The 18,666-nt window shown below is 67.9% G+C and carries 18 protein-coding genes and 3 tRNA genes; 12 read left to right on the top strand and 9 right to left on the bottom strand.

The genetic code is table 11. The annotated features are described in order from the left end of the window. Both DFO47_RS11445 and DFO47_RS11440 read left to right on the top strand, forming a co-directional pair. The coding region (locus DFO47_RS11445; RefSeq protein WP_133831684.1) for a DUF993 family protein at positions 1-252 on the top strand (252 nt) is incomplete at its 5' end. After that, entirely contained in the window at positions 249-1,088 is an 840-nt protein-coding gene (locus DFO47_RS11440) for a sugar phosphate isomerase/epimerase family protein (RefSeq protein ID WP_133831683.1), read from the top strand. The genes DFO47_RS11445 and DFO47_RS11440, both read left to right, overlap by 4 nt. A 117-nt stretch (positions 1,089-1,205) precedes the next feature. Here DFO47_RS11440 and xylB read toward each other — a convergent pair whose 3' ends face one another. Both xylB and xylA read right to left on the bottom strand, forming a co-directional pair. Next, entirely contained in the window at positions 1,206-2,624 is a 1,419-nt protein-coding gene (gene xylB / locus DFO47_RS11435; protein ID WP_133831682.1) for a xylulokinase, read from the bottom strand. Positions 2,625-2,627: 3 nt separating this feature from the next. Then, positions 2,628-3,815 carry a xylose isomerase gene (gene xylA, locus DFO47_RS11430; protein WP_018761597.1) on the bottom strand — a complete coding sequence of 396 codons (1,188 nt, stop codon included), beginning with the start codon at positions 3,813-3,815 and terminating at the stop codon, positions 2,628-2,630. A 141-nt stretch (positions 3,816-3,956) separates the two neighbouring features. Between xylA and DFO47_RS11425 the strand changes: the two genes are divergently transcribed. After that, positions 3,957-5,183, top strand: coding sequence for an ROK family protein (locus tag DFO47_RS11425; RefSeq protein ID WP_133831681.1), 1,227 nt, complete (start codon positions 3,957-3,959; stop codon positions 5,181-5,183). 51 nt (positions 5,184-5,234) lie between these two features. Here DFO47_RS11425 and DFO47_RS11420 read toward each other — a convergent pair. Beyond that, positions 5,235-5,307, bottom strand: a tRNA-Arg gene (locus DFO47_RS11420). A 206-nt stretch (positions 5,308-5,513) separates the two neighbouring features. Here DFO47_RS11420 and DFO47_RS11415 point away from each other — a divergent pair. From DFO47_RS11415 to ettA, 3 genes are all read left to right on the top strand, one after another. Further along, positions 5,514-6,071, top strand: coding sequence for a single-stranded DNA-binding protein (locus DFO47_RS11415; protein WP_133831680.1), 558 nt, complete (start codon positions 5,514-5,516; stop codon positions 6,069-6,071). Positions 6,072-6,183: 112 nt separating this feature from the next. Next, positions 6,184-6,741 (top strand): hypothetical protein, encoded by a 558-nt coding sequence (locus DFO47_RS11410; RefSeq protein WP_109044450.1) that lies wholly within the window; start codon positions 6,184-6,186, stop codon positions 6,739-6,741. Positions 6,742-6,801: 60 nt separating this feature from the next. Continuing rightward, positions 6,802-8,484 carry an energy-dependent translational throttle protein EttA gene (gene ettA, locus DFO47_RS11405; RefSeq protein ID WP_018761593.1) on the top strand — a complete coding sequence of 561 codons (1,683 nt, stop codon included), beginning with the start codon at positions 6,802-6,804 and terminating at the stop codon, positions 8,482-8,484. A gap of 84 nt (positions 8,485-8,568) precedes the next feature. Here ettA and DFO47_RS11400 read toward each other — a convergent pair whose 3' ends face one another. Next, a complete protein-coding gene (locus tag DFO47_RS11400; RefSeq protein ID WP_133831679.1) occupies positions 8,569-9,504 on the bottom strand; it encodes an acyl-CoA thioesterase II in 936 nt (311 codons plus the stop codon). 64 nt (positions 9,505-9,568) lie between these two features. On the opposite strand from DFO47_RS11400, the gene DFO47_RS11395 reads away from it, so the two are divergent. Then, positions 9,569-10,228: a hypothetical protein gene (locus DFO47_RS11395; RefSeq protein ID WP_133831678.1), complete on the top strand. Its 660-nt coding sequence runs from the start codon at positions 9,569-9,571 to the stop codon at positions 10,226-10,228. A gap of 24 nt (positions 10,229-10,252) precedes the next feature. Here DFO47_RS11395 and DFO47_RS11390 read toward each other — a convergent pair whose 3' ends face one another. Together DFO47_RS11390 and DFO47_RS11385 are read right to left on the bottom strand one after the other, a co-directional pair. Continuing rightward, entirely contained in the window at positions 10,253-10,732 is a 480-nt protein-coding gene (locus tag DFO47_RS11390; protein WP_133831677.1) for a globin, read from the bottom strand. 1 nt (position 10,733) lies between these two features. Further along, positions 10,734-11,417 (bottom strand): mechanosensitive ion channel domain-containing protein, encoded by a 684-nt coding sequence (locus tag DFO47_RS11385; protein WP_018761589.1) that lies wholly within the window; start codon positions 11,415-11,417, stop codon positions 10,734-10,736. Between the two features lie 66 nt (positions 11,418-11,483). Between DFO47_RS11385 and DFO47_RS11380 the strand changes: the two genes are divergently transcribed. Continuing rightward, entirely contained in the window at positions 11,484-12,479 is a 996-nt protein-coding gene (locus DFO47_RS11380) for an NAD-dependent epimerase/dehydratase family protein (protein WP_133831676.1), read from the top strand. Here the strand turns inward: DFO47_RS11380 and DFO47_RS11375 are convergent. Next, positions 12,476-12,949 carry an OsmC family protein gene (locus DFO47_RS11375; RefSeq protein ID WP_018761587.1) on the bottom strand — a complete coding sequence of 158 codons (474 nt, stop codon included), beginning with the start codon at positions 12,947-12,949 and terminating at the stop codon, positions 12,476-12,478. The two genes, DFO47_RS11380 and DFO47_RS11375, sit on opposite strands and share 4 nt — an antisense overlap. Continuing rightward, positions 12,946-15,519, bottom strand: coding sequence for an aminopeptidase N (pepN, locus tag DFO47_RS11370; protein WP_133831675.1), 2,574 nt, complete (start codon positions 15,517-15,519; stop codon positions 12,946-12,948). Before pepN ends, DFO47_RS11375 begins: the two co-directional genes overlap by 4 nt. A gap of 190 nt (positions 15,520-15,709) precedes the next feature. Between pepN and DFO47_RS11365 the strand changes: the two genes are divergently transcribed. From DFO47_RS11365 to DFO47_RS11355, 3 genes are all read left to right on the top strand, one after another. Further along, complete coding sequence (locus tag DFO47_RS11365; protein WP_133831674.1) at positions 15,710-16,726, top strand: hypothetical protein; 1,017 nt, start codon at positions 15,710-15,712, stop codon at positions 16,724-16,726. 88 nt (positions 16,727-16,814) lie between these two features. Then, a complete protein-coding gene (locus DFO47_RS11360) occupies positions 16,815-17,309 on the top strand; it encodes a ribose-5-phosphate isomerase (RefSeq protein ID WP_018761584.1) in 495 nt (164 codons plus the stop codon). Further along, entirely contained in the window at positions 17,309-18,268 is a 960-nt protein-coding gene (locus tag DFO47_RS11355) for a DNA-formamidopyrimidine glycosylase family protein (RefSeq protein ID WP_133831673.1), read from the top strand. Before DFO47_RS11360 ends, DFO47_RS11355 begins: the two co-directional genes overlap by 1 nt. A gap of 45 nt (positions 18,269-18,313) precedes the next feature. Here the strand turns inward: DFO47_RS11355 and DFO47_RS11350 are convergent. Continuing rightward, a tRNA-Gly gene (locus tag DFO47_RS11350) sits at positions 18,314-18,387 on the bottom strand. Between the two features lie 131 nt (positions 18,388-18,518). Here DFO47_RS11350 and DFO47_RS11345 point away from each other — a divergent pair. Further along, positions 18,519-18,593 (top strand) — tRNA-Pro (locus DFO47_RS11345). The last annotated feature ends 73 nt before the right edge of the window (positions 18,594-18,666 follow it).

Raw genomic sequence — 18,666 nt, 5'->3', positions numbered from 1 at the left:
TCCACCCGCGAACTGGGCAAGCACATCTTCAGCGCCCCTACGTTCTACTACAAGACGGGCATCGCGTTCATGTCCTGGCTCAACGGCAAGCAGCCCGGTTTCCAGATGGTGGGCGGCCTGCATTCGGGCCGCTCGGTCTGCCACCTGGCCAGGACCTTCGAGCTCGCGGACCAGGCCGGACTGCTGAAGGACCCCGCACTGGCGGCCTTCCGGATGTCCGACTACCTGCGCATCAACGGGGTGGGCGTATGAGCGACTTCGCACGCCTGTCCATCAACAGCGCCACCACCAAGAAGTGGACGCTCGCCCAGGTGGTGGAGGGGTGCGTCAACGCCGGCATTCCCTCGATCGGCCCCTGGCGGGACCGGGTGGAGGAGGCCGGCCTGGACAAGGCGGCCCGCCTGATCAAGGATGCCGGCCTGCGTGTATCCTCGCTGTGCCGCGGCGGGTTCCTCACCGCGGCGGACGCCGACGGCCAGGCGGCTGCGCTCGCGGACAACCGCGAGGCGATCCTTGAGGCTGTGGCCCTGGACACCCGGGAACTCTTCCTGGTGGTAGGAGGCCTGGCCCCGGGGGAGAAGGACGTCGTGGCGGCGCGGCAGCGCGTTGCCGACCGGCTCGCCGACCTGGTCCCGTTCGCTGCGGAGCACGGCGTACGCCTGGTGCTGGAGCCGCTGCACCCGATGTATGCGGCCGACCGTGCCCTGATTTCCACGTTGGGGCAGGCGCTGGACCTCGCCGCGCCGTTCGATCCCTCAACGGTGGGCGTCGCCGTCGACACCTTCCATGTCTGGTGGGACCCGGAACTGAAGGCGCAAATCGGGCGCGCCGGCCGGGAAAACCGCCTCGCCTCCTACCAGGTGTGCGACTTCAACATGCCCATCGCCGCGGACCCGCTGCTGTCCCGCGGGTACATGGGCGACGGCGTGGTGGACTTCGCCACGATCGGCACCTGGGTGCGGGACGCCGGCTACACCGGAGACATCGAGGTGGAGATCTTCAACCAGGAGATTTGGGACACGGACGGCAATGCCGTCCTGGCCACGGTCAAGGAGCGGTACGCGGAGCTCGTCCTCCCGTTCGCCTGACCGGATACAGACCGTGGGCTCCTGCCGGCGTTTTCCGCAGGCAGGAGCCCGCGCCCCATATGGAAGGACCCGGACCGCCGCAGGCGGTCCGGGTCCTTCGTGGTTTCGCGGACCGACCTAGGCGTGCGCCAAGGCGACGCTGCGGTAGCGGGCCAGCACGCCGGCGTCGTCCGTTCCCACGGGCAGCTCGACGGCGTCCGCGGACCAGGCGGGGAACTGCCCGGTGAGTGCGGCGGCGGCCTGGCGGGCCGCTCCGTCCGCGACATACTCGCCCGGGAGGGGAACCGTGACACGGGTTCCCAGCAGGCGCGCTGCGACGTCCTGCACTGCGTCGGACTGGGCGCCGCCGCCCACGAGGAGGATCCTCCGCGCGGCCACGCCCTGTTCCTGCAACGCTGCCAGGCCGTCAGCCAGGGAGCAGACCACGCCTTCGACGGCGGCGCGCGCCAGGTTGGCGGGGGTGTAGTTGGCCCGCGTGATGCCATGCAGGGTGCCGGTGGCGTCCGGGAGGTTGGGCGTCCGTTCCCCGTCGAAGTACGGGACCAGGGCCAGGCCTCCGGCGCCCGGTTCGGCAGAGAGTGCCAGCCTGTTGAACTCCGCCAGGTCGACGCCCAGCAGGGCGGCGGTGGCATCGAAAACACGCGTGGCGTTCAACGTGCACACCAGCGGAAGGTAGTGGCCGGCTGCATCGGCGAACCCGGCCACCAGTCCCGATGCATCCGCCGGCGCCGTGTCCGAGACGGCAAATACGGTTCCGGACGTGCCCAGGGACATGACGACGTCGCCCAAGTCCGCTCCGGCGCCGAGCGCGGCGGCCGCGTTGTCCCCGGCACCGGCTCCGAGCAGGGAGCCGGCGGGGGTGCGGCCCGCCTGTTCCAGTGGCCCGAGAACCTTGGGGACGGTGGGGACGTGTCCCAGCGCGGATGCCAGGACGTCCGGCAGGTACCGGCCCTCCGCCGACGAGTAGTACCCGGTGCCCGAGGCATCAGAGCGGTCCGTTGCCAGTGCGGCCAGGCCCGACGCGCCGCTGCCGGGCCCGTAACCGGCGAGCCGCCAGGTCAGCCAGTCGTGCGGGAGGCATACGGCCGCGACCTTGGCGGCGTTGTCCGGCTCGTTCTCCGCAAGCCAGCGCAGCTTGGTCACTGTCAGTGAGGCCACGGGGACGGTGCCCGTGGCGTTGGCCCAGTACCGGGCGCCGGTAACGGGGTCTCCGCTGCCGGCGCCGTTGATGAGCTCCACCGCTGCCCCGGCGCTGCGGGTGTCGTTCCACAGCAGTGCCGGACGGACCACGTCACCGTCTGCGTCGAGGCAGACCATTCCGTGCTGCTGGCCGCCGACGGAGATGGCGGCCACGTCATCCAGGCCGCCCGCTTCGGCAACGGCTTTTTGCAGCGCCGTCCACCAGTGGTCCGGATGGATCTCGGTGCCGTCGGGGTGGCCGGCGCGGCCTTGGCGGAGCAGTTCTCCGGTGTCCGCGTCGCGGATTACCACTTTGCAGGACTGGGTTGAACTGTCGATCCCTGCGACGAGTGCCATGGCCTAGCGGGCGCCCAGGAGGTGTTCGATGGCAAGCTGGTTGAGGCGGACGAACGCGAAGGAGCGCTCGGCGGCCTTGTCGGCGTCGAAGTCCTCGAAGGAGGCGGCGTCGGCGAGCAGGTCCGCGGTGCTTTCGCCGGCGTTGAGCGTGGGCTCGCCGAGTTCGAAGACGCCGGAGGCCTTGAGCGCCTCCTGGACTTCGGGGTTGGCGCGGAAGGCGAGGGCCCGCTCCTTGAGCAGCAGGTACATGGACATGTTGGCCTTCGCGGATTCCCAGACGCCGTCGTAGCCGTCGGTGCGGGAAGGCTTGTAGTCGAAGTGGCGCGGGCCGTCGTACTTCGGTCCACCCCCCGGGAAGCCGTTTTCGAGCAGGTCCACCGTGAAGAAGGCGCTGGTCAGGTCGCCGTGGCCGAAGACAAGGTCCTGATCGTACTTGATGCCGCGCTGTCCGTTGAGGTCGATGTGGAAGAGTTTGCCGGCCCAGAGGGCCTGGGCGATGCCGTGGGTGAAGTTCAGCCCGGCCATCTGCTCGTGGCCGGTTTCCGGGTTCAGGCCCACGATGTCGCCGTGTTCCAGTTGGGCGATGAAGGCCAGGCCGTGTCCGACAGTGGGCAGGAAGATATCGCCGCGGGGTTCGTTGGGCTTGGGTTCCAGTGCGATCCGCAGGTTGTAGCCCTTGTCCTTGATGTAGCCCGCTGCGGTGTCCACGCCCTCCTTCATCCGGTCAAGCGCGGCGGCCAGGTCTTTGGATCCGTCGTACTCGCTGCCTTCGCGGCCGCCCCACATGACGAAGGTTTCGGCGCCGAGTTCCGCGGCGAGGTCGATGTTGCGCAGGACCTTGGAGAGGGCGAAGCGGCGGATGGAGCGGTCGTTCGAGGTGAAGCCGCCGTCCTTGAACACCGGGTGGCTGAACAAGTTGGTGGTGACCATCGGAACCTTCAGGCCGGTCTCTGCCAGGGCTGCGCGGAAGTTCTTGTGGATCAGCTCCCGCTCGGAGGCGGTGGCGTCAAAAGGGACCAGGTCGTTGTCGTGGAAGGTGATGCCATAGGCGCCCAGTTCGCTGAGCCGGTGGACTGCTTCCACGGGGTCCAGCGCGGCGCGGGTGGCCACGCCGAACGGGTCGGCGCCGGTCCAGCCGACGGTCCAAAGGCCAAAGGTGAACTTGTCAGCGGGGGTGGGGGAGTGAGTCATGATGCGTCCTTGCAATCGAGTGCTCCGCCGGATGCGAAGCTTTAGTTTATTGCCTGAACTATATGGGTGGACGTAGGGTGGGGTCAAGGGTCCGGCGGGCACATGACGGCCGGGCCCACGTGCTGACGGAGGAGCTTTGTGATGGTGATACCGGCACCCGCCGTGGCGGGATCCGGGGGGTCGGCCCCTGGAAGCGTGGGTGACGTCCGGCGAAGCAACCTGGCCTTGGTGCTGGGGCGGATCGCCGACTTCCCGCGGGGGGCCCATCCCAGCCGCGCCCAGCTGGCAGCCGCTACCGGCCTGACCAAGGCATCCGTGTCCAGCCTGGTGCTGGATCTCCTGGATGCCGGCATCATCCGCGAGATCGGCTTCAACCCGCAGGGGCGCGGGCGGCCGGGTGTCGGGCTGGAACTCAACCCCGGCCGGGCAGTGATGGGGATGGAGATCAATGTGGACTACATCTCCGCTGCAGTGGTTGACCTGGCCGGAAAAGTGCTGGTCCGTGAAGTGCAGGAACGCGACAACCGCAACAGCGTGGACGGTCCCGTCATGGCGGCGCTCGCCGTTTTGGCCGCCCGGGTTCGGAGTGCGGCCGGGGAACATGGCGTCGAGGTCCTGGGCGGCGGGCTCGCCGTGCCCGGGCTGGTGGACCCTGCCGCCGCACGGGTGCTCACGGCACCCAACCTGGGCTGGGCCGGCGTCGACCTTGACCTTGGCGCCCTCCTGCCGGAAGCGCCGTTGGGGGTTGCCCTCTTCAACGAAGCCAACGCTGCGGCCTTGGCCGAGCTGCGGCACCGGCCCGATGGGGCATCCGATTTCCTCTTTGTCTCCGGTGAGGTGGGCGTCGGTGGCGGCCTGGTGATTGGGTCCGAACTCTTCACGGGCCCCGGCGGCCACGCCGGCGAAGTGGGCCACATCGTGGTGGACCCCGACGGCGCGCGATGCTCATGCGGCGGGACGGGCTGCCTGGAAACCGTGGCCGGCCAGGATGCCATCTTCGAGGCGGCCGGGATTGGACCCGTGGAACATTCGCGTTCGGCCGCCATGGCCAAGCTCCTCCAGGCGCTGGACGCACGGCAGCCCGGGGCGTTGGCCGCCGTCGAGCGTGCGGGGCGCTGCCTGGGCATAGCGCTCGCGTCAACAGCCCGGGTGGTCAATATTGCCTCCGTCGTCCTCGGCGGCCACTTCGCCGTCCTCGAACCATGGCTCCGCAGTCCGCTGCTTGAGAGCCTGCAAAAGTACGCTCCAGGCAGGTACGCGGCCGGCCAGGTCTCGGTATCGGCCGTGGGGGAGTCGGGGGCGCTCCTGGGTGCTGCCGGCAGTGTCATCCGGTCGCTCGTCGAAGCGCCGCACAAGCTGCTGGCATAGCAAGGGTTAATGCAAAAAACGCCCCGGTCCGAAGACCGGGGCGTATCCGGGTGCCCCAGGAGGGAATCGAACCCCCGACCGGCGGATTAGAAGGCCGCTGCTCTATCCCCTGAGCTACTGAGGCAATGGGTTCCGGCCTGTACGCCGGCGCCTCGAAAAGTTTACCTTGCCGGAGCTGCCGGCGCTGTCATCCGTCACCCACTGTCCCTCCACAAAGGCGCCTGCACCCTCGTTGTCCACATACACCAACCTCCCCCTCCTTCCGTCCGCCGTCGGGCGCAATGCTGGTCATGCCTGCACAGGGCAGCACCATTGAGACAGGACGAAGAGATGAGCGAAACGATCACCATCCGGGGCTTCGTGGCCACCGAGATCACGAGTTCCACCACGCCGGGGGGAGTGGCCACGGCCTCTTTCCGCGTCGGTTCCACCAGCCGCCGTTTCGACCGGGAAACCAAAACCTGGTATGACGGCCACACCAACTGGTTCACCGTCCAGGGCTACCGCCAGCTCGCGGGAACCCTTGGATGCAGTATCCGGAAAGGACAGCCCGTCATCGTGGTTGGCAAACTGAAGATCCGCACCTGGGAGAAGGACGGGCGCATCTACCACTCCACCGTCATTGACGCCGACACCGTGGGGCACGACCTTTCGCTGGGCTCGGCCAACTTCATCCGGACATCGTCACGGCCGGCGCTCTCGCTCGTGGAACAACCACCAGCCCCCGAGCCCGGCCCCCACCCGGGCTTGGACCAACTCCCGGATGAGCCCGAGGACAGGGACGACGAACACCCGGACGATGAAGGCCATCTGTCAGTGGTCATCGAGGACAGTGATGGTGCCATGGCCTCGCTTGACCTCGAAACGGGGGAACTCGCAGAAGTCTAGGAACCACGCATCAGCCTTCAGCGCGTCCCATCAGGTCCCGGGCGGGCGGAGCGGCGGCACCCCCCGGCCGTCCACCGCCCGTCCGCTTACGGGGCCATGGCAGAATGGCACCATGCGGCACACCCTTTCCCACCGGCAGTACAACCGGGCCGGTGCAGCGCTGGCGTGCGCCGTCCTGGCCACACTCTTGACAGGGTGCGTTGCCGGTCCTGCATCGAACGATCCCGCCATGGCCCAGCCCGGCAACCCGGCTCCGTCAGCTGCCGCCCAGGCCACGCAGGGACAGTCCGCGCGGCCCCAGGCCTCGGCGGCCACTGGTGAAAACAGCGGCGGGGCGCTCGCGGACACCTCCGGAGCTTCGTCGCAGGCCGCCGACGCCGCGGCCACCGAGACGGTGAAGCGGACGGTCACCGACGCCCTGACCAAGTTGGCCGCCGGTGCCCCCAAACCCGCCACGGGGCAGGTAAGCGACGCCCTGACGGGAGCCGGCATTTCACCGGGCGTGCTCCAGGTCTCGCAAAGCCGCACGCCGACCGGGCTGGAAGCGGATGCCATCGAGGCGGCGGTGCTGCAAGGCAAGGACTGCGTGATCGGACAGGTCCGGGAAGGGGCCGTGACCGTCACCGTCCTGCCCGTCCTTGCCAGCGGGAAGTGCTTCGTCGGGTCCTGATCGATCCGAAGGATCCCTGCAAATGTGAGATCTGCCCGCCGACCCACTAGATTTGAGACCATGGCGGAATTTATCTACACAATGACCAAGGCCCGCAAGGCCGTTGGCGAAAAGCTCATCCTTGATGACGTAAGCATGTCCTTCTTCCCGGGTGCCAAGATTGGTGTTGTGGGCCCCAACGGTGCCGGTAAGTCCACCATTCTCAAGATCATGGCCGGGCTGGACACGCCATCCAACGGTGAGGCCAGGCTCAGCCCCGGATACAGCGTGGGCATCCTGCTTCAGGAACCGCCGCTGAACGAGGAAAAGACCGTCCTGGGCAACGTCCAGGAAGGCGTTGGCGAGATCTACGGCAAGATCCAGCGCTTCAACGAGATCTCCGAGGAAATGGCCAACCCGGACGCCGACTACGACACCCTCCTCGAAGAGATGGGCAAACTGCAGGAAGCCATTGATGCCGCCGACGCCTGGGACCTCGACTCCCAGCTCGAGCAGGCCATGGACGCCCTCCGCTGCCCGCCGGCCGACGCCGACGTTACCAACCTTTCCGGTGGTGAGCGCCGCCGCGTGGCACTGTGCAAGCTCCTGCTGCAGAAGCCGGACCTGCTGCTCCTCGACGAGCCCACCAACCACCTGGACGCCGAAAGCGTGCTGTGGCTCGAGCAGCACCTTTCGAGCTACCCGGGCGCCGTCCTTGCCGTCACCCACGACCGGTACTTCCTCGACCACGTGGCCGAGTGGATCGCCGAGGTGGACCGCGGACACCTCTACCCCTACGAAGGCAACTACTCCACCTACCTGGAGAAGAAGCGCGCCCGCCTTGAGATCCAGGGCAAGAAGGACGCCAAGCAGGCCAAGCGCCTCGCGGAGGAACTGGACTGGGTCCGCTCCAACGCCAAGGGCCGCCAGACCAAGTCGAAGGCGCGTCTGGCCCGGTACGAGGAAATGGCTGCGGAGGCCGACCGCACCCGCAAGCTTGACTTCGAAGAAATCCAGATCCCGCCGGGACCCCGCCTCGGCGGCGTGGTGCTGGAGGCAAAGAACCTCCAGAAGGGCTTCGAGGACCGGACCCTCATCGACGGGCTGTCCTTCAGCCTGCCGCGGAACGGCATCGTGGGCGTCATCGGCCCCAACGGTGTTGGCAAGACCACGCTGTTCAAGACCATCGTGGGCCTGGAACCGCTCGACGGCGGCGACCTGAAGATCGGCGAGTCGGTCAAGATCTCCTACGCGGACCAGAGCCGTGGCGGTATCGATCCCAACAAGACCCTGTGGGAGGTCGTGTCCGACGGGCTGGACTTCATCCAGGTCGGCAACGTGGAGATGCCCTCCCGCGCCTACGTTGCAGCATTCGGCTTCAAGGGCCCGGACCAGCAGAAAAAGGCCGGCGTCCTGTCCGGTGGTGAGCGGAACCGCTTGAACCTTGCCCTGACCCTGAAGCAGGGCGGCAACCTGCTGCTCCTTGACGAGCCCACCAACGACCTCGACGTCGAAACCCTCAGCAGCCTGGAAAACGCCCTGCTGGAGTTCCCCGGCTGCGCCGTCGTCGTTTCCCACGACCGGTGGTTCCTCGACCGGGTGGCCACCCACATCCTCGCCTACGAGGGTGACGAGGAAAACCCCTCGAAGTGGTACTGGTTCGAGGGCAACTTCGAATCCTACGAGGAGAACAAGGTCGAACGCCTCGGACCCGACGCTGCCAAGCCGCACCGTGTGACCCACCGCCGCCTCACCCGCGACTAAACCGCGGCCGACAAAGCGGCCTACCCACGAAGACATAAGGGCGGCACCCGAGAGGGTGCCGCCCTTATGTCGTCCAGGGATTCCCTATGACCCGGATTCGGGCGTTCCCGCCGTGTCGAGCGGGACCCGCACCATGCCCTCCTGGGCCACGGAGGCGACGTGCTGGCCTGCCCTGTTGAAGATCCTGCCGGTGGCCAGGCCGCGGGCACCCTGGGCGCTGGGCGACTCCTGGACGTACAGCAGCCAGTCGTCCACCCGGGCGGGACGGTGCCACCACATGGCATGGTCCAGGCTGGCAACGTTCATCCCGGGGGTGATCCAGCTCAGTCCGTGCCTCCGGAGGATTGACTCGAGCAGGGTGTAGTCGCTGGCATAGGCCAGGGCCGCCCGGTGCAGGTTGGGGTCGTCCGGCACGGGACCGAGGGTCTTCATCCAAACGGCGTTGCGCGCCTCGCGCGGACCATTGGCCGAAACGTACAGGGCAGGGTCTACATGCCGGATGTCGAAGGGCCGCTCATACGCCCAATGCCGCGCCACCGGATGGTCGAACTTGCCCAGCAGGTCCGCAGTGCTGGGAAGCGACTCCGGATCCGGGATCCCGGCCGGCATGGCGGCCGCGTGTTCAATGCCCTCGGCTTCAACCTGGAAGGAAGCAATCATGGACAGGATCGGCACACCGTCCTGGTAAGCATGGACACGCCTGGCCGAAAACGACCTGCCGTCCCGCAACCGCTCCACACCGAACGTGATGGGCTTGTTGGCGTCGCCGGGCCGCAGGAAGTAGCCGTGCATGGAATGGACCAGCCGGTCCGGATCAACCGTCCTGGTGGAAGCAACAAGGGACTGCGCCAGCACTTGGCCGCCGAAGACCCTGTGATGCGGCTGCCGCTGGGAGGGGCCGAGGAAGATGTCCTCGTCCGTCCGGGCGCCTTCGAGATCACCAAGGTCCAGCAGTTCGATCAGCGATGAGGTGGGATCGCCGCTGGGGGGCGCCAGCAGTCCGGCTTCGGCTTCAGTCATGGTCCGACTCTAGACGGCGGCCGCGGAACCACTCAACCTGCCCGCAGCCGGTAGTGTTCTTGTTGTGTCTGATCTCCTCACTTCGTCCTTCCGTTTCGCCGATCCCAGGGATCTTGCGGACCTGAAGACGTTCGCCACCCGCGCCAAGGCAATTGACGACGGCGCCATCCGGCTCCAGGCCGCCGGCTCCGTCCTGGCGGCCTACGTGTGCGTCCTGCGGCCCCGGCTGCTTGGTGAATCGACCCCCACCATCCTGGGCCTGCGCACCATGGCGCTGGCGGAGCCGTCAGTGACAGACGTCACGGTGCCCCTGGCGGCCGTCCTGGACCGGCTTGCCCGCGCCGGCGCATCCGACGTCGACCTGCCGGTTCCGCCCACCACCGTCACCGAATCCTGGACCGGGGTAGGCGCCCCGCGTGGCGGATGGGAGCCGCTGGGCGCCATCAGCGACGCCCGCCTGCGGGAGGCCGCCGAGTCGGGCATCGGCGAAGTGGCGGGCATCGTGCCGGAGAAACCCGGCGCCCTGATCGTCAACAACGCCCGGGCTGCCGTGTGGGGACGCGAACTGGACCACTCCGGCCTGCCGGCCGGCGCAGCTTTCGCAGCACTTGCCCTGGGGTTCCTTGCCGACGGCGAACAGGCACTCTACCGTGCCGGCCGCTGGTTCAGGCTCAGTGGCCCGCGCGGGCACGTCCTGGCGCGCACCGGCAGCGGCCTCCTGTAAACCCGGGCTCCCGGCGGGCGGGCATCACGCGCCGGACGGACTGTTCACCATGGACAGGGCCGCACGCTCCATGTACTCCCACAGTGTTCCCTCATAGAGCGGCGGCAGGTCCAGGGTGTCCACTGCCGCGCGCATGTGGAACAGCCACCGGTCCTTTGCTTCCGGCGTGACCTTGAAGGGCATGTGCCGCATCCGCAGGCGCGGATGCCCGCGCTCCTCACCGTAGGTTGTGGGTCCGCCCCAGTACTGCTCAAGGAACATCAGGAACCGGCGCTTTGCCGGAGCCAGGTCTTCCTCCGGGTACATCGGCCGAAGCAGCGGATCGGCGGCGACCCCGTCGTAGAAAACATCAATGAGCTTCACGAACGTCTCGTGGCCGCCCACGGCTTCGTAGAAACTGTCGGTGTACGCCGGCTGGCTGAAGGGGTCGTTCTGCATCAGCTGGGGCCGCTGTGGCTGGAGGGGGCCCGGGACGCCGGGGCGTGGTTCGATGGGAAGAGTCATGCTACTCGCCGGCTTTCTGGTCAGTCTTTGGGGTCTCCACGTGGGCAGAGGCCTGGTCGGTGGTACCGTCCTCGGACTCATGCAGCGGAAGGTAACGGCCCTGCGAGCGGTTCCCCACGCGCAGGATCTCGCCATTGCGCAGGTACCAGATGGCGCCGTCGTCGGAGCGGACCCGCGTGATCCGGAGCCCCATGGACTCCACTACGCCCACCACCTCGCTGGTTTCGATGACATCGCCGATGCCGTACTGGTCCTCGATGGTGATGAAGATCCCGGCCAGGAAGTCGCGGATCAGCTGCTGGGCGCCAAAGCCGATGGCCACACCCAGGATTCCCACGCTGGTCAGCAGGGGAGCGATGTTGATGTCCAGGTTCTGCAGGACATACATGCCGGTGATGACTGCCACCAGGACCCCGACGATGCTGTTCAGCAGCGACCCGATGGTTTCCGCCCGCTGGACGCGCCGTTCGTGGTCCAGGGCCCTGAGGGCAGGTGCCACCCACTTGAACGTGGGTTTCTTGAAGAAGTTGCTTCCGGACGCCACCCGCTTGGTGATGCGCGAGATGATGAAGGTGGCAACAAGCCAGACGCCGACACCGACACCGACGCTGATCACTATGCCCGGAACGCTGACGCCGCCGGGCTGGCTGGAGACCGGGGGGATGATGGACAACATACTGACCATGGGGGGAAATAGCTCCTTGGGGGTTTGCGCTGTTCTCTTTCAACCCTAGCGCCGTAGCGTGGAGCAATGCGCATCCTCATCCTGGGCGGTACGGCCTTCCTCTCCAAGCACATTGCCGCGCAGGCGTTGGCCGCGGGACACGCCGTCACCTGCCTGGCCCGGGGAACCGCGGGTGGACCGCCGCGGGGCACGGCATGGGTGCAGGCGGACCGGTCCGCCGGCGCTGCGGCATATGCCCAGGTGGAGGGCGAGTGGGATGCCGTGATCGAGGTGGCGCGGGACCCCGGACCTGCCCGCGGCGCACTCAAGGCGCTGGCCGCCCGGACGGGGCACTGGACCTTTGTTTCCAGCTGCTCGGCCTACGCGGACCATTCGGTTCCGGGCGCGGCGGAGGACGCACCCCTCCTGCCTCCGCTCGCTCCGGGGATTCCGTCCGCGCCGGAGAACTATGGAGAGTCCAAAGTGGCCATCGAGGCGGCCACCCTTGAGGCGACTGCCGGGAACGCCCATCTGTGCCGCGCCGGCCTGATCAGCGGCCCCGGCGACCCGTCCGACCGATACGGCTACTGGCCCGCGCGCTTCGCCCGTAACCAGGAGCCGGTTCTGGTCCCGGATATTGCCGCCCATCCTACCCAGGCCATTGACGTCCGGGACCTGGCCGCCTGGATCCTGGCCGCGGCCGTACAGGGCACCACCGGTGCTTTGAACGCCTGTGGGGAAGAGGTGCCGTTCGGAGCCCTGGTGGATGCCTGCCGGGAAACAGCAGGCCACCAAGGTGCTCCGGCCACTGCCGCCGAAGCGTGGCTGGTGGCGCAAGGGATCAACTACTGGTCAGGCCCGGACTCCCTGCCGCTCTGGCTCCCGCCCGGCCACGAGGGTTTCATGGCCCGGAGCAACCAGGCCGCCAGGGCCGCAGGAATGGTGCTGCGGCCCTGGCGGGAAACCCTGGCGGACACCTTGGCCGACGAACGCGCCCGGGGGCTGGACCGGCCCCGCAAGGCCGGCCTGTCGCCCGAGGTGGAGCAGCGGCTGATCGCTATGCTCCACCAAGGCGGTGCCTAGCCTGCCACCGTAACGGGCTGGTGCCCCACCGGGAAGTTCACGCTCCGGGCAATGAAGCACACCTGGTTCGCCTCATGGTGCAGCCCGGCGGCCAGCTCAACCTGGCCGGCGTCGGCGACGGTGACCCTGGGGTGCAACGTCACTTGTTCGAACTGGCCGCTGCCGTCGCGGTTGAGCCGCATTACCCCGGAGGCCTCGTCCCGATAGTCAGTGACCACCACGCCATGCTTCACGGCCACGTGCAGGTAGGACAGCATGTGGCACTGCGCCAGGGCCGCCAGGAGGAGCTGTTCGGGGTTGTACCGTTCCCGGTCCCCATGGAATGTCGGGTCCGCCGAGCCCTTCAATACCGGCAGGCCCGGGATGAGCACGTCATGGTCCCGCGAGTAGCTCCGGTACGACGACGTGCCGCCACCCCGGTTGCCGGTCCACTGGACCGTCAGCGTGTAGGTGTGTTCGCCGATGCTCACCCCGCGCTGCCGTCCGGCAGCACGTCGGCTGCGCGGGCGCGCAGGGCCCGGGCCACGCCGTCGCGGTTTTCCAGCATCATCCGCCGCAGCGCGGCGCTTTCCGCGGGCAGCGACGCCAGGAAGGCGTCGGTCTGGTCGATGGTGGCCTGCGTGGTCAGCAGCGCCGGGTAGAGGCCGACGACGATCTGCTGGGCGAGTGCGTGGGTCCGGGTCGCCACGATGGCCGGCACCGCCGCGAAATACTTCTCCGCGTACGGCTCCAGCAGCGACCGGTCCCGGACCCGCATGAAGCCGGCCACTGCCGATCCCTGCAGGGCGTTGGACAGGTCACCCTTGACCACGATCGACTCCCAGGCGGCCGCTTTGGCCTCCGCCGTGGGAAGCGCGGCCTTTGCCAGGGCCGCGGCGTTCTGCCCGCTGGACGTGTTGTCCCGCTCCAGCTCGGCGTCGATGCCGTCCTGGCCCATCCGGCCGCCGGCCACCAAGGATGCCACGAGCTCCCACCGGAGGTCCTGGTCGACGGCCAGCCCGTCCAGGACCGCTGAGCCGTCCAGCAGGGCCGCTACCCGGTCGAGCTGGGACGCGCTGCCGGCAAGGAGGGCAAAGGACTTCACGAACTGCAGCTGCGCGTCGGAGCCGCCGGGGACTTCCGATGCCAGCTCCCACAACCTGTCTGCGGCTGCCACCATGGTGGCTTCGCGGTGTTCTTCCGCCACGTAGAAATTCAGGGTGGTGGCCAGCTGGCGGAGCTGGACCAGGATGACGGACGAATCGGTCTCCGCGGCCACATTGGCCAGGATCAGCTCCACGTACTTCCGTGCCGGTGCCTGGCCGTCCCGGGCCGCATCCCATGCCGAGTTCCAGACGAGGGTGCGGGGCAGGCTGGCCTCGAAGTCCTTGAGGTGTGCGGTGGCGGTGGCCAGGGATTTCGGGTCCAGCCGCACCTTGGCGTAGGCGAGGTCATCGTCGTTGACGAGGATCAGGTCCGGCTGCGCCAGGCCGGCCACGCCCGCCACCTCCGTGCGTTCGCCGTCGACATCCAGCTCCTCGCGGTGCACCCGCTCCAGCTTTCCGGCGTCGTTGAGGTTGTAGAACCCCACGGCAAGGCGGTGCGGCCGGAGGGTGGGCCACTCCGGAACGGCGGACTGCACGATCGCCAGGGACTTCAGCGTCCCGTCCTGGTCCACGTCCAGCTCGGGGGTGAGGGTGTTCACGCCCGCCGTCTCGAGCCACTGCCGGCCCCAGCCGTCAAGGTCGCGTCCGCTGGCCTTCTCCAGCTCCACCAGCAGGTCGCGCAGCTCGGTGTTGCGCCAGGAGTGCTTGGCGAAGTACTCCCGGACGCCAGCCATGAACTGTTCAGGACCCACCCAGGCCACCAGCTGCCGGAGCACCGAGGCGCCCTTGGCGTAGGTGATGCCGTCGAAGTTGACCTCGACATCCTGCAGGTCGTTGATCTCGGCGAAGATGGGGTGGGTGGTGGGCAGCTGGTCCTGGCGGTAGGCCCATGACTTCTCCACGGACGCGAACGTGGTCCAGGCACTGGTGAAGGACGTGGCCTCCACCGCGGCCAGGTGGGACATGTACTCCGCAAAGGACTCGTTGAGCCAGAGGTCGTTCCACCACCGCATGGTCACCAGGTCCCCGAACCACATGTGGGCCAGCTCGTGGAGCACCGTAATGGCGCGCCGCTCGATCTGCGCGCCGGTGACCTTGCTGCGGAAGACGTAGCCCTCCAGGATGGTGACCGCGCCGGCGTTTTCCATGGCGCCGGCATTGAATTCCGGCACGAACAGCTGGTCGTACTTCTCGAACGGGTAGGGGCAGCCGAACTGGGCTTCGAAGAACCCGAAGCCCTGCCGGGTCAGTTCGAAGATATTGTCCGCGTCCAGGTACTGCATGAGCGACTTCCGCGCGAACACGCCCAACGGGATGACGCGTCCGTCCGAGCTGGCCACCTCGCTGCGGACGGACTGGTACGGTCCGGCGATCAGCGCGGTGACGTAGGAGGACAGGCGCGGGGTGGGCGCAAATGCCCATACGGACCTGGCTCCGCCGTCCTCCGCGGGCGGGGCCTGCACCGGCTCCGGGGTGGGGGAATTGGACACCACATCCCAGTGCGAGGGCGCCGTGACCGTAAACGCGAAGGTTGCCTTCAGGTCGGGCTGTTCGAAGACGGTGAACATGCGGCGTGAATCCGGAACCTCGAACTGGGTATAGAGATAGACCTCGTTGTCCACCGGATCCACGAACCGGTGCAGGCCTTCGCCGGTATTCATGTAGGGCATGTCAGCCACGACGGTCAGCTCGTTGTGCTCCTCCAGCCCGGGCAGTTGGATCCGCACGCCGTCGGACATGGTTGCGGGATCGAGGGCGCGGCCGTTCAGCGTCACGCTGTGCACGGTCCGGGTCACAGCATCAATGAAGCTGGACGATCCCGGCACGGCCGTGAATTTCACGGTGGTGGTGCTGCCAAAGACCTCTCCGCCCCGGGTCAGGTCGAGGCTGACATCGTAGGACTCGGCGGTGATCAGTTCGGCGCGCTCACGGGCTTCGGCGCGCGTCAGGTTCATACCTGGCAAAGGAGGGCCTCCAGAGAAGTTTCGGTTGCCGGCCGGTGGTCCCGGTTCCGGCACTGTGCTGCATTCTTTCATCCTTGCAGTCCTTGGCAAGTTGCCCGGGTCACAGCTTGCCCGGGTCACAGCGCGCCGCGGCCCCGGCCGCGTCATTTCCTCCCGGGGTTGCGGGGGTAGCGTTGGATGCATGGGAAAGCTGCTGGATTCGGTGGATGCCAAGGCGCTGCGCTTTGCCCTCGGGTTCCCCGTCGCGCTCGCCGCCGCCTTCGCCTTCTGCGCCTGGCTGCTCCGGCCTGACCTTCCAGACCCGCTCGCGGTGCGCTGGACGGCCGACGGCGGTGCCGCCTTCGCCCCATTCGGCGCCTATGTGGGCGCAGGGGCCGGGGCGATTGTGGTTGCCGGCTGGGTGGTCCTGCTGCAGGCGGTGCCCCTGGGCAGGCCCGTGCTGATGCGCCGGATCATGATGGGCACCGGCTTCTTCCTCAGCCTCTTTATCACCTCGGCCCTGGCGGCAGGCCTCATCGGCCAGGTGGGGCTCGCTGACGCCCGGCAGTCACGCGTGGACATGACCGTCCTGGCGCTCGGGAGCGGCGCTGCTGTTTCCCTGGGCGTCACCATGGCCATGGTCTACAAGGCTGACCGGCAGTGGTCCCCGGACGACGACCGTGCCCTGCAAACCGCCATCGCCAGGGAAACGGACCCGGATCTCGCCTTGGACACCATCCGGTTGTGGGTGCACGCCCGGAGCTCGGTCTTCGTCATGATCGGCATCGCCACGCTGTTCCCGGCAGCGCTGCTCGCCGTCGTGCTGCCGTGGCTCGGGATCCTGCTGGTCCTCCTGGCCGCCGTCAGCACGGCGTTCCTGTTCGCCCGCGTCAAAGCTGACCGCGGCGGCCTGAAAGTCCTGCTTGCCGGAGTGGTACCTGTCATGGATGTCCCCGCCGGCGCCATTTCGGCCGCCAGCGCAGCCGAGGTGAGGGCCGCTGACTACGGCGGGTGGGGCTACCGGCACCACCGCGGCACCGCGGCGATGCTGGTCAGCAGCGGGCCCGCCGTCGTCGTGCGCAAGACGGACGGCCAGCGCCTGGCCGTAAGCGGCGGCACCCTGGACTCTGCGGCACGGCTGGCCGATGTCCTGACCAGGGTCGCGGCCAGGGCACGGCGCGGGGGCGGACCGCCGGCGGTTGGGCAGCCCGGGTCCTGACCCCGGAGCAGTCCTAGTATCCTTATCGGTGTTGTTCCGGCCCCCACCCGGCCGGCCGCCAGCCCACCGAACCGAACGGATCTTGCTCGTGACAACTTCCCCTGCCTTCCCGCGGGTCCACATCGCTACCGACCACGCCGGGATGGAGCTCAGTGCCCACCTGGTGTCCCACCTGACGGGCAAGGGGTACGAGGTGGTGGACCACGGGCCCAAGGTCTACGACGCCCAGGACGACTACCCCTCCTTCTGCATTAACGCCGCCCTCGCCGTGGTCGCCGACCAGCAGGCAGGCGTGCACGCCTTGGGCATCGTGCTGGGCGGTTCCGGAAACGGTGAGCAGATTGCCGCGAATAAGGTCAAGGGCGTACGTGCCGCCCTGGCGTGGAACCTTTCCACCGCCACCCTCGCCCGCGAGCACAACGACGCGAACGTGGTGGCGGTGGGCGGCCGCCAGCACTCGGTGGAAGAAGCCACCGAACTGATTGAGGCCTTCCTTGCCGAGCCGTTCAGCAACGATGAGCGCCATGTCCGCCGGATTGGCAAGATCGCAGCCTATGAGGCCACGGGCGAGGTCATCGAGTAGTGCCTGAGGGACATTCGGTCCGCAGGCTCGCCCGGCAGTTCGGAGACGTCTTCCTTGGCGAGACCCTGGCTGTTTCCAGCCCGCAGGGCAGGTTTGCCGGGGGAGCGGCCCTGCTTGACGGGCACGCCCTCGTCGCCGCCGAGGCACACGGCAAGCACCTGTTCCTCCACTTTGACAACGCGTTGGTGCTGCACGTCCACCTCGGCCTGTACGGCGCCTGGAGCTTCGGCGGCGACAGCACTTTCGCCGGCGCCTCCAGTATTGGCGCGCCCCGCCGGGTGGGGGAGCGGGAAGCCTTTTCCGGCGGGGATGACGACGGCGGCGAAGCGTACGAGGGTCCGCCGCCACCGGTGGGGGCCGTCCGGGTCCGGCTGGCCGGGAGCCATGGCTGGGCGGATCTGCGCGGGGCAACCACCTGCGAAACCATCACCGCCGCGGAGGCGGACGCCGTCCTGGCCCGGCTCGGACCGGATCCGCTGCGGAACCTGCGGGGCGACGCGGGCCGGTTCGCGGCGAACCTTCGGGCCCGGAAGACGCCGCTGGCTGCGCTGCTGATGGACCAGAAGATCATTGCCGGGGTAGGCAACGTCTACCGCGCCGAAGTGCTGTTCCGGCGCCGGCTGGATCCGTGGCTTCCCGGCGGCGCCGTCGCGGACGGCGATGCCCGGAAGCTGTGGCGTGACGTCGTCGCCGTCATGGCCGACGGCGTCGCCGACGGACGGATCATCACCACGCCGCCGAAGTACTGGACCCTCAATGGGACCACCGCCGCCAAGGCCGCTGCAGCCGGGAATCCCGTGCCGCCCATGGGTGCGCACTTCCCCGCCGGCGAGGACGTCCACTTCGTCTACAAGCGGCAGGGCCTGCCCTGCAGGGTGTGCCGGACCACCGTGCTCGTCACCGACCTCGTGGGGCGAAACCTCTACTGGTGCCCCTCCTGCCAGCGGCCGGCCGAGTAGGAAAAACGAAGAAGGCCCCTCCATGGAGGGGCCTTCTTGTGTTTATGGAGGGGACGACGGGAATCGAACCCGCGTAATCAGTTTGGAAGACTGAGGCTTTACCATTAAGCTACGTCCCCGAAGGAAGATCCGCTTTTCGCGGAAACTCCGGGCTGGCTGTTGAAGCCGGATACAACTAAACCTAATCCATGGCCTACGTGTCAAATGTGCATTCGCGACGCGTATCACCGTAGACTTGCCTGTGCACTTACGGGGTGTAGCTCAGCTTGGCTAGAGCGCCTGCTTTGGGAGCAGGAAGTCGCAGGTTCAAATCCTGTCACCCCGACTCTGCGGCCAGGACCAGCAGGCCTGGACATCCAACGCGTTTTGCAGAAACCCATCCCACAACCCAGGAGTAC

Origin of the sequence: Arthrobacter sp. AG258 (assembly GCF_004364695.1) — a bacterium.
Classification (GTDB): domain Bacteria; phylum Actinomycetota; class Actinomycetes; order Actinomycetales; family Micrococcaceae; genus Arthrobacter.
The sequence above is the reverse complement of the archived record's forward strand: the minus strand, read 5'-3'. Positions and strand labels throughout refer to the sequence as shown.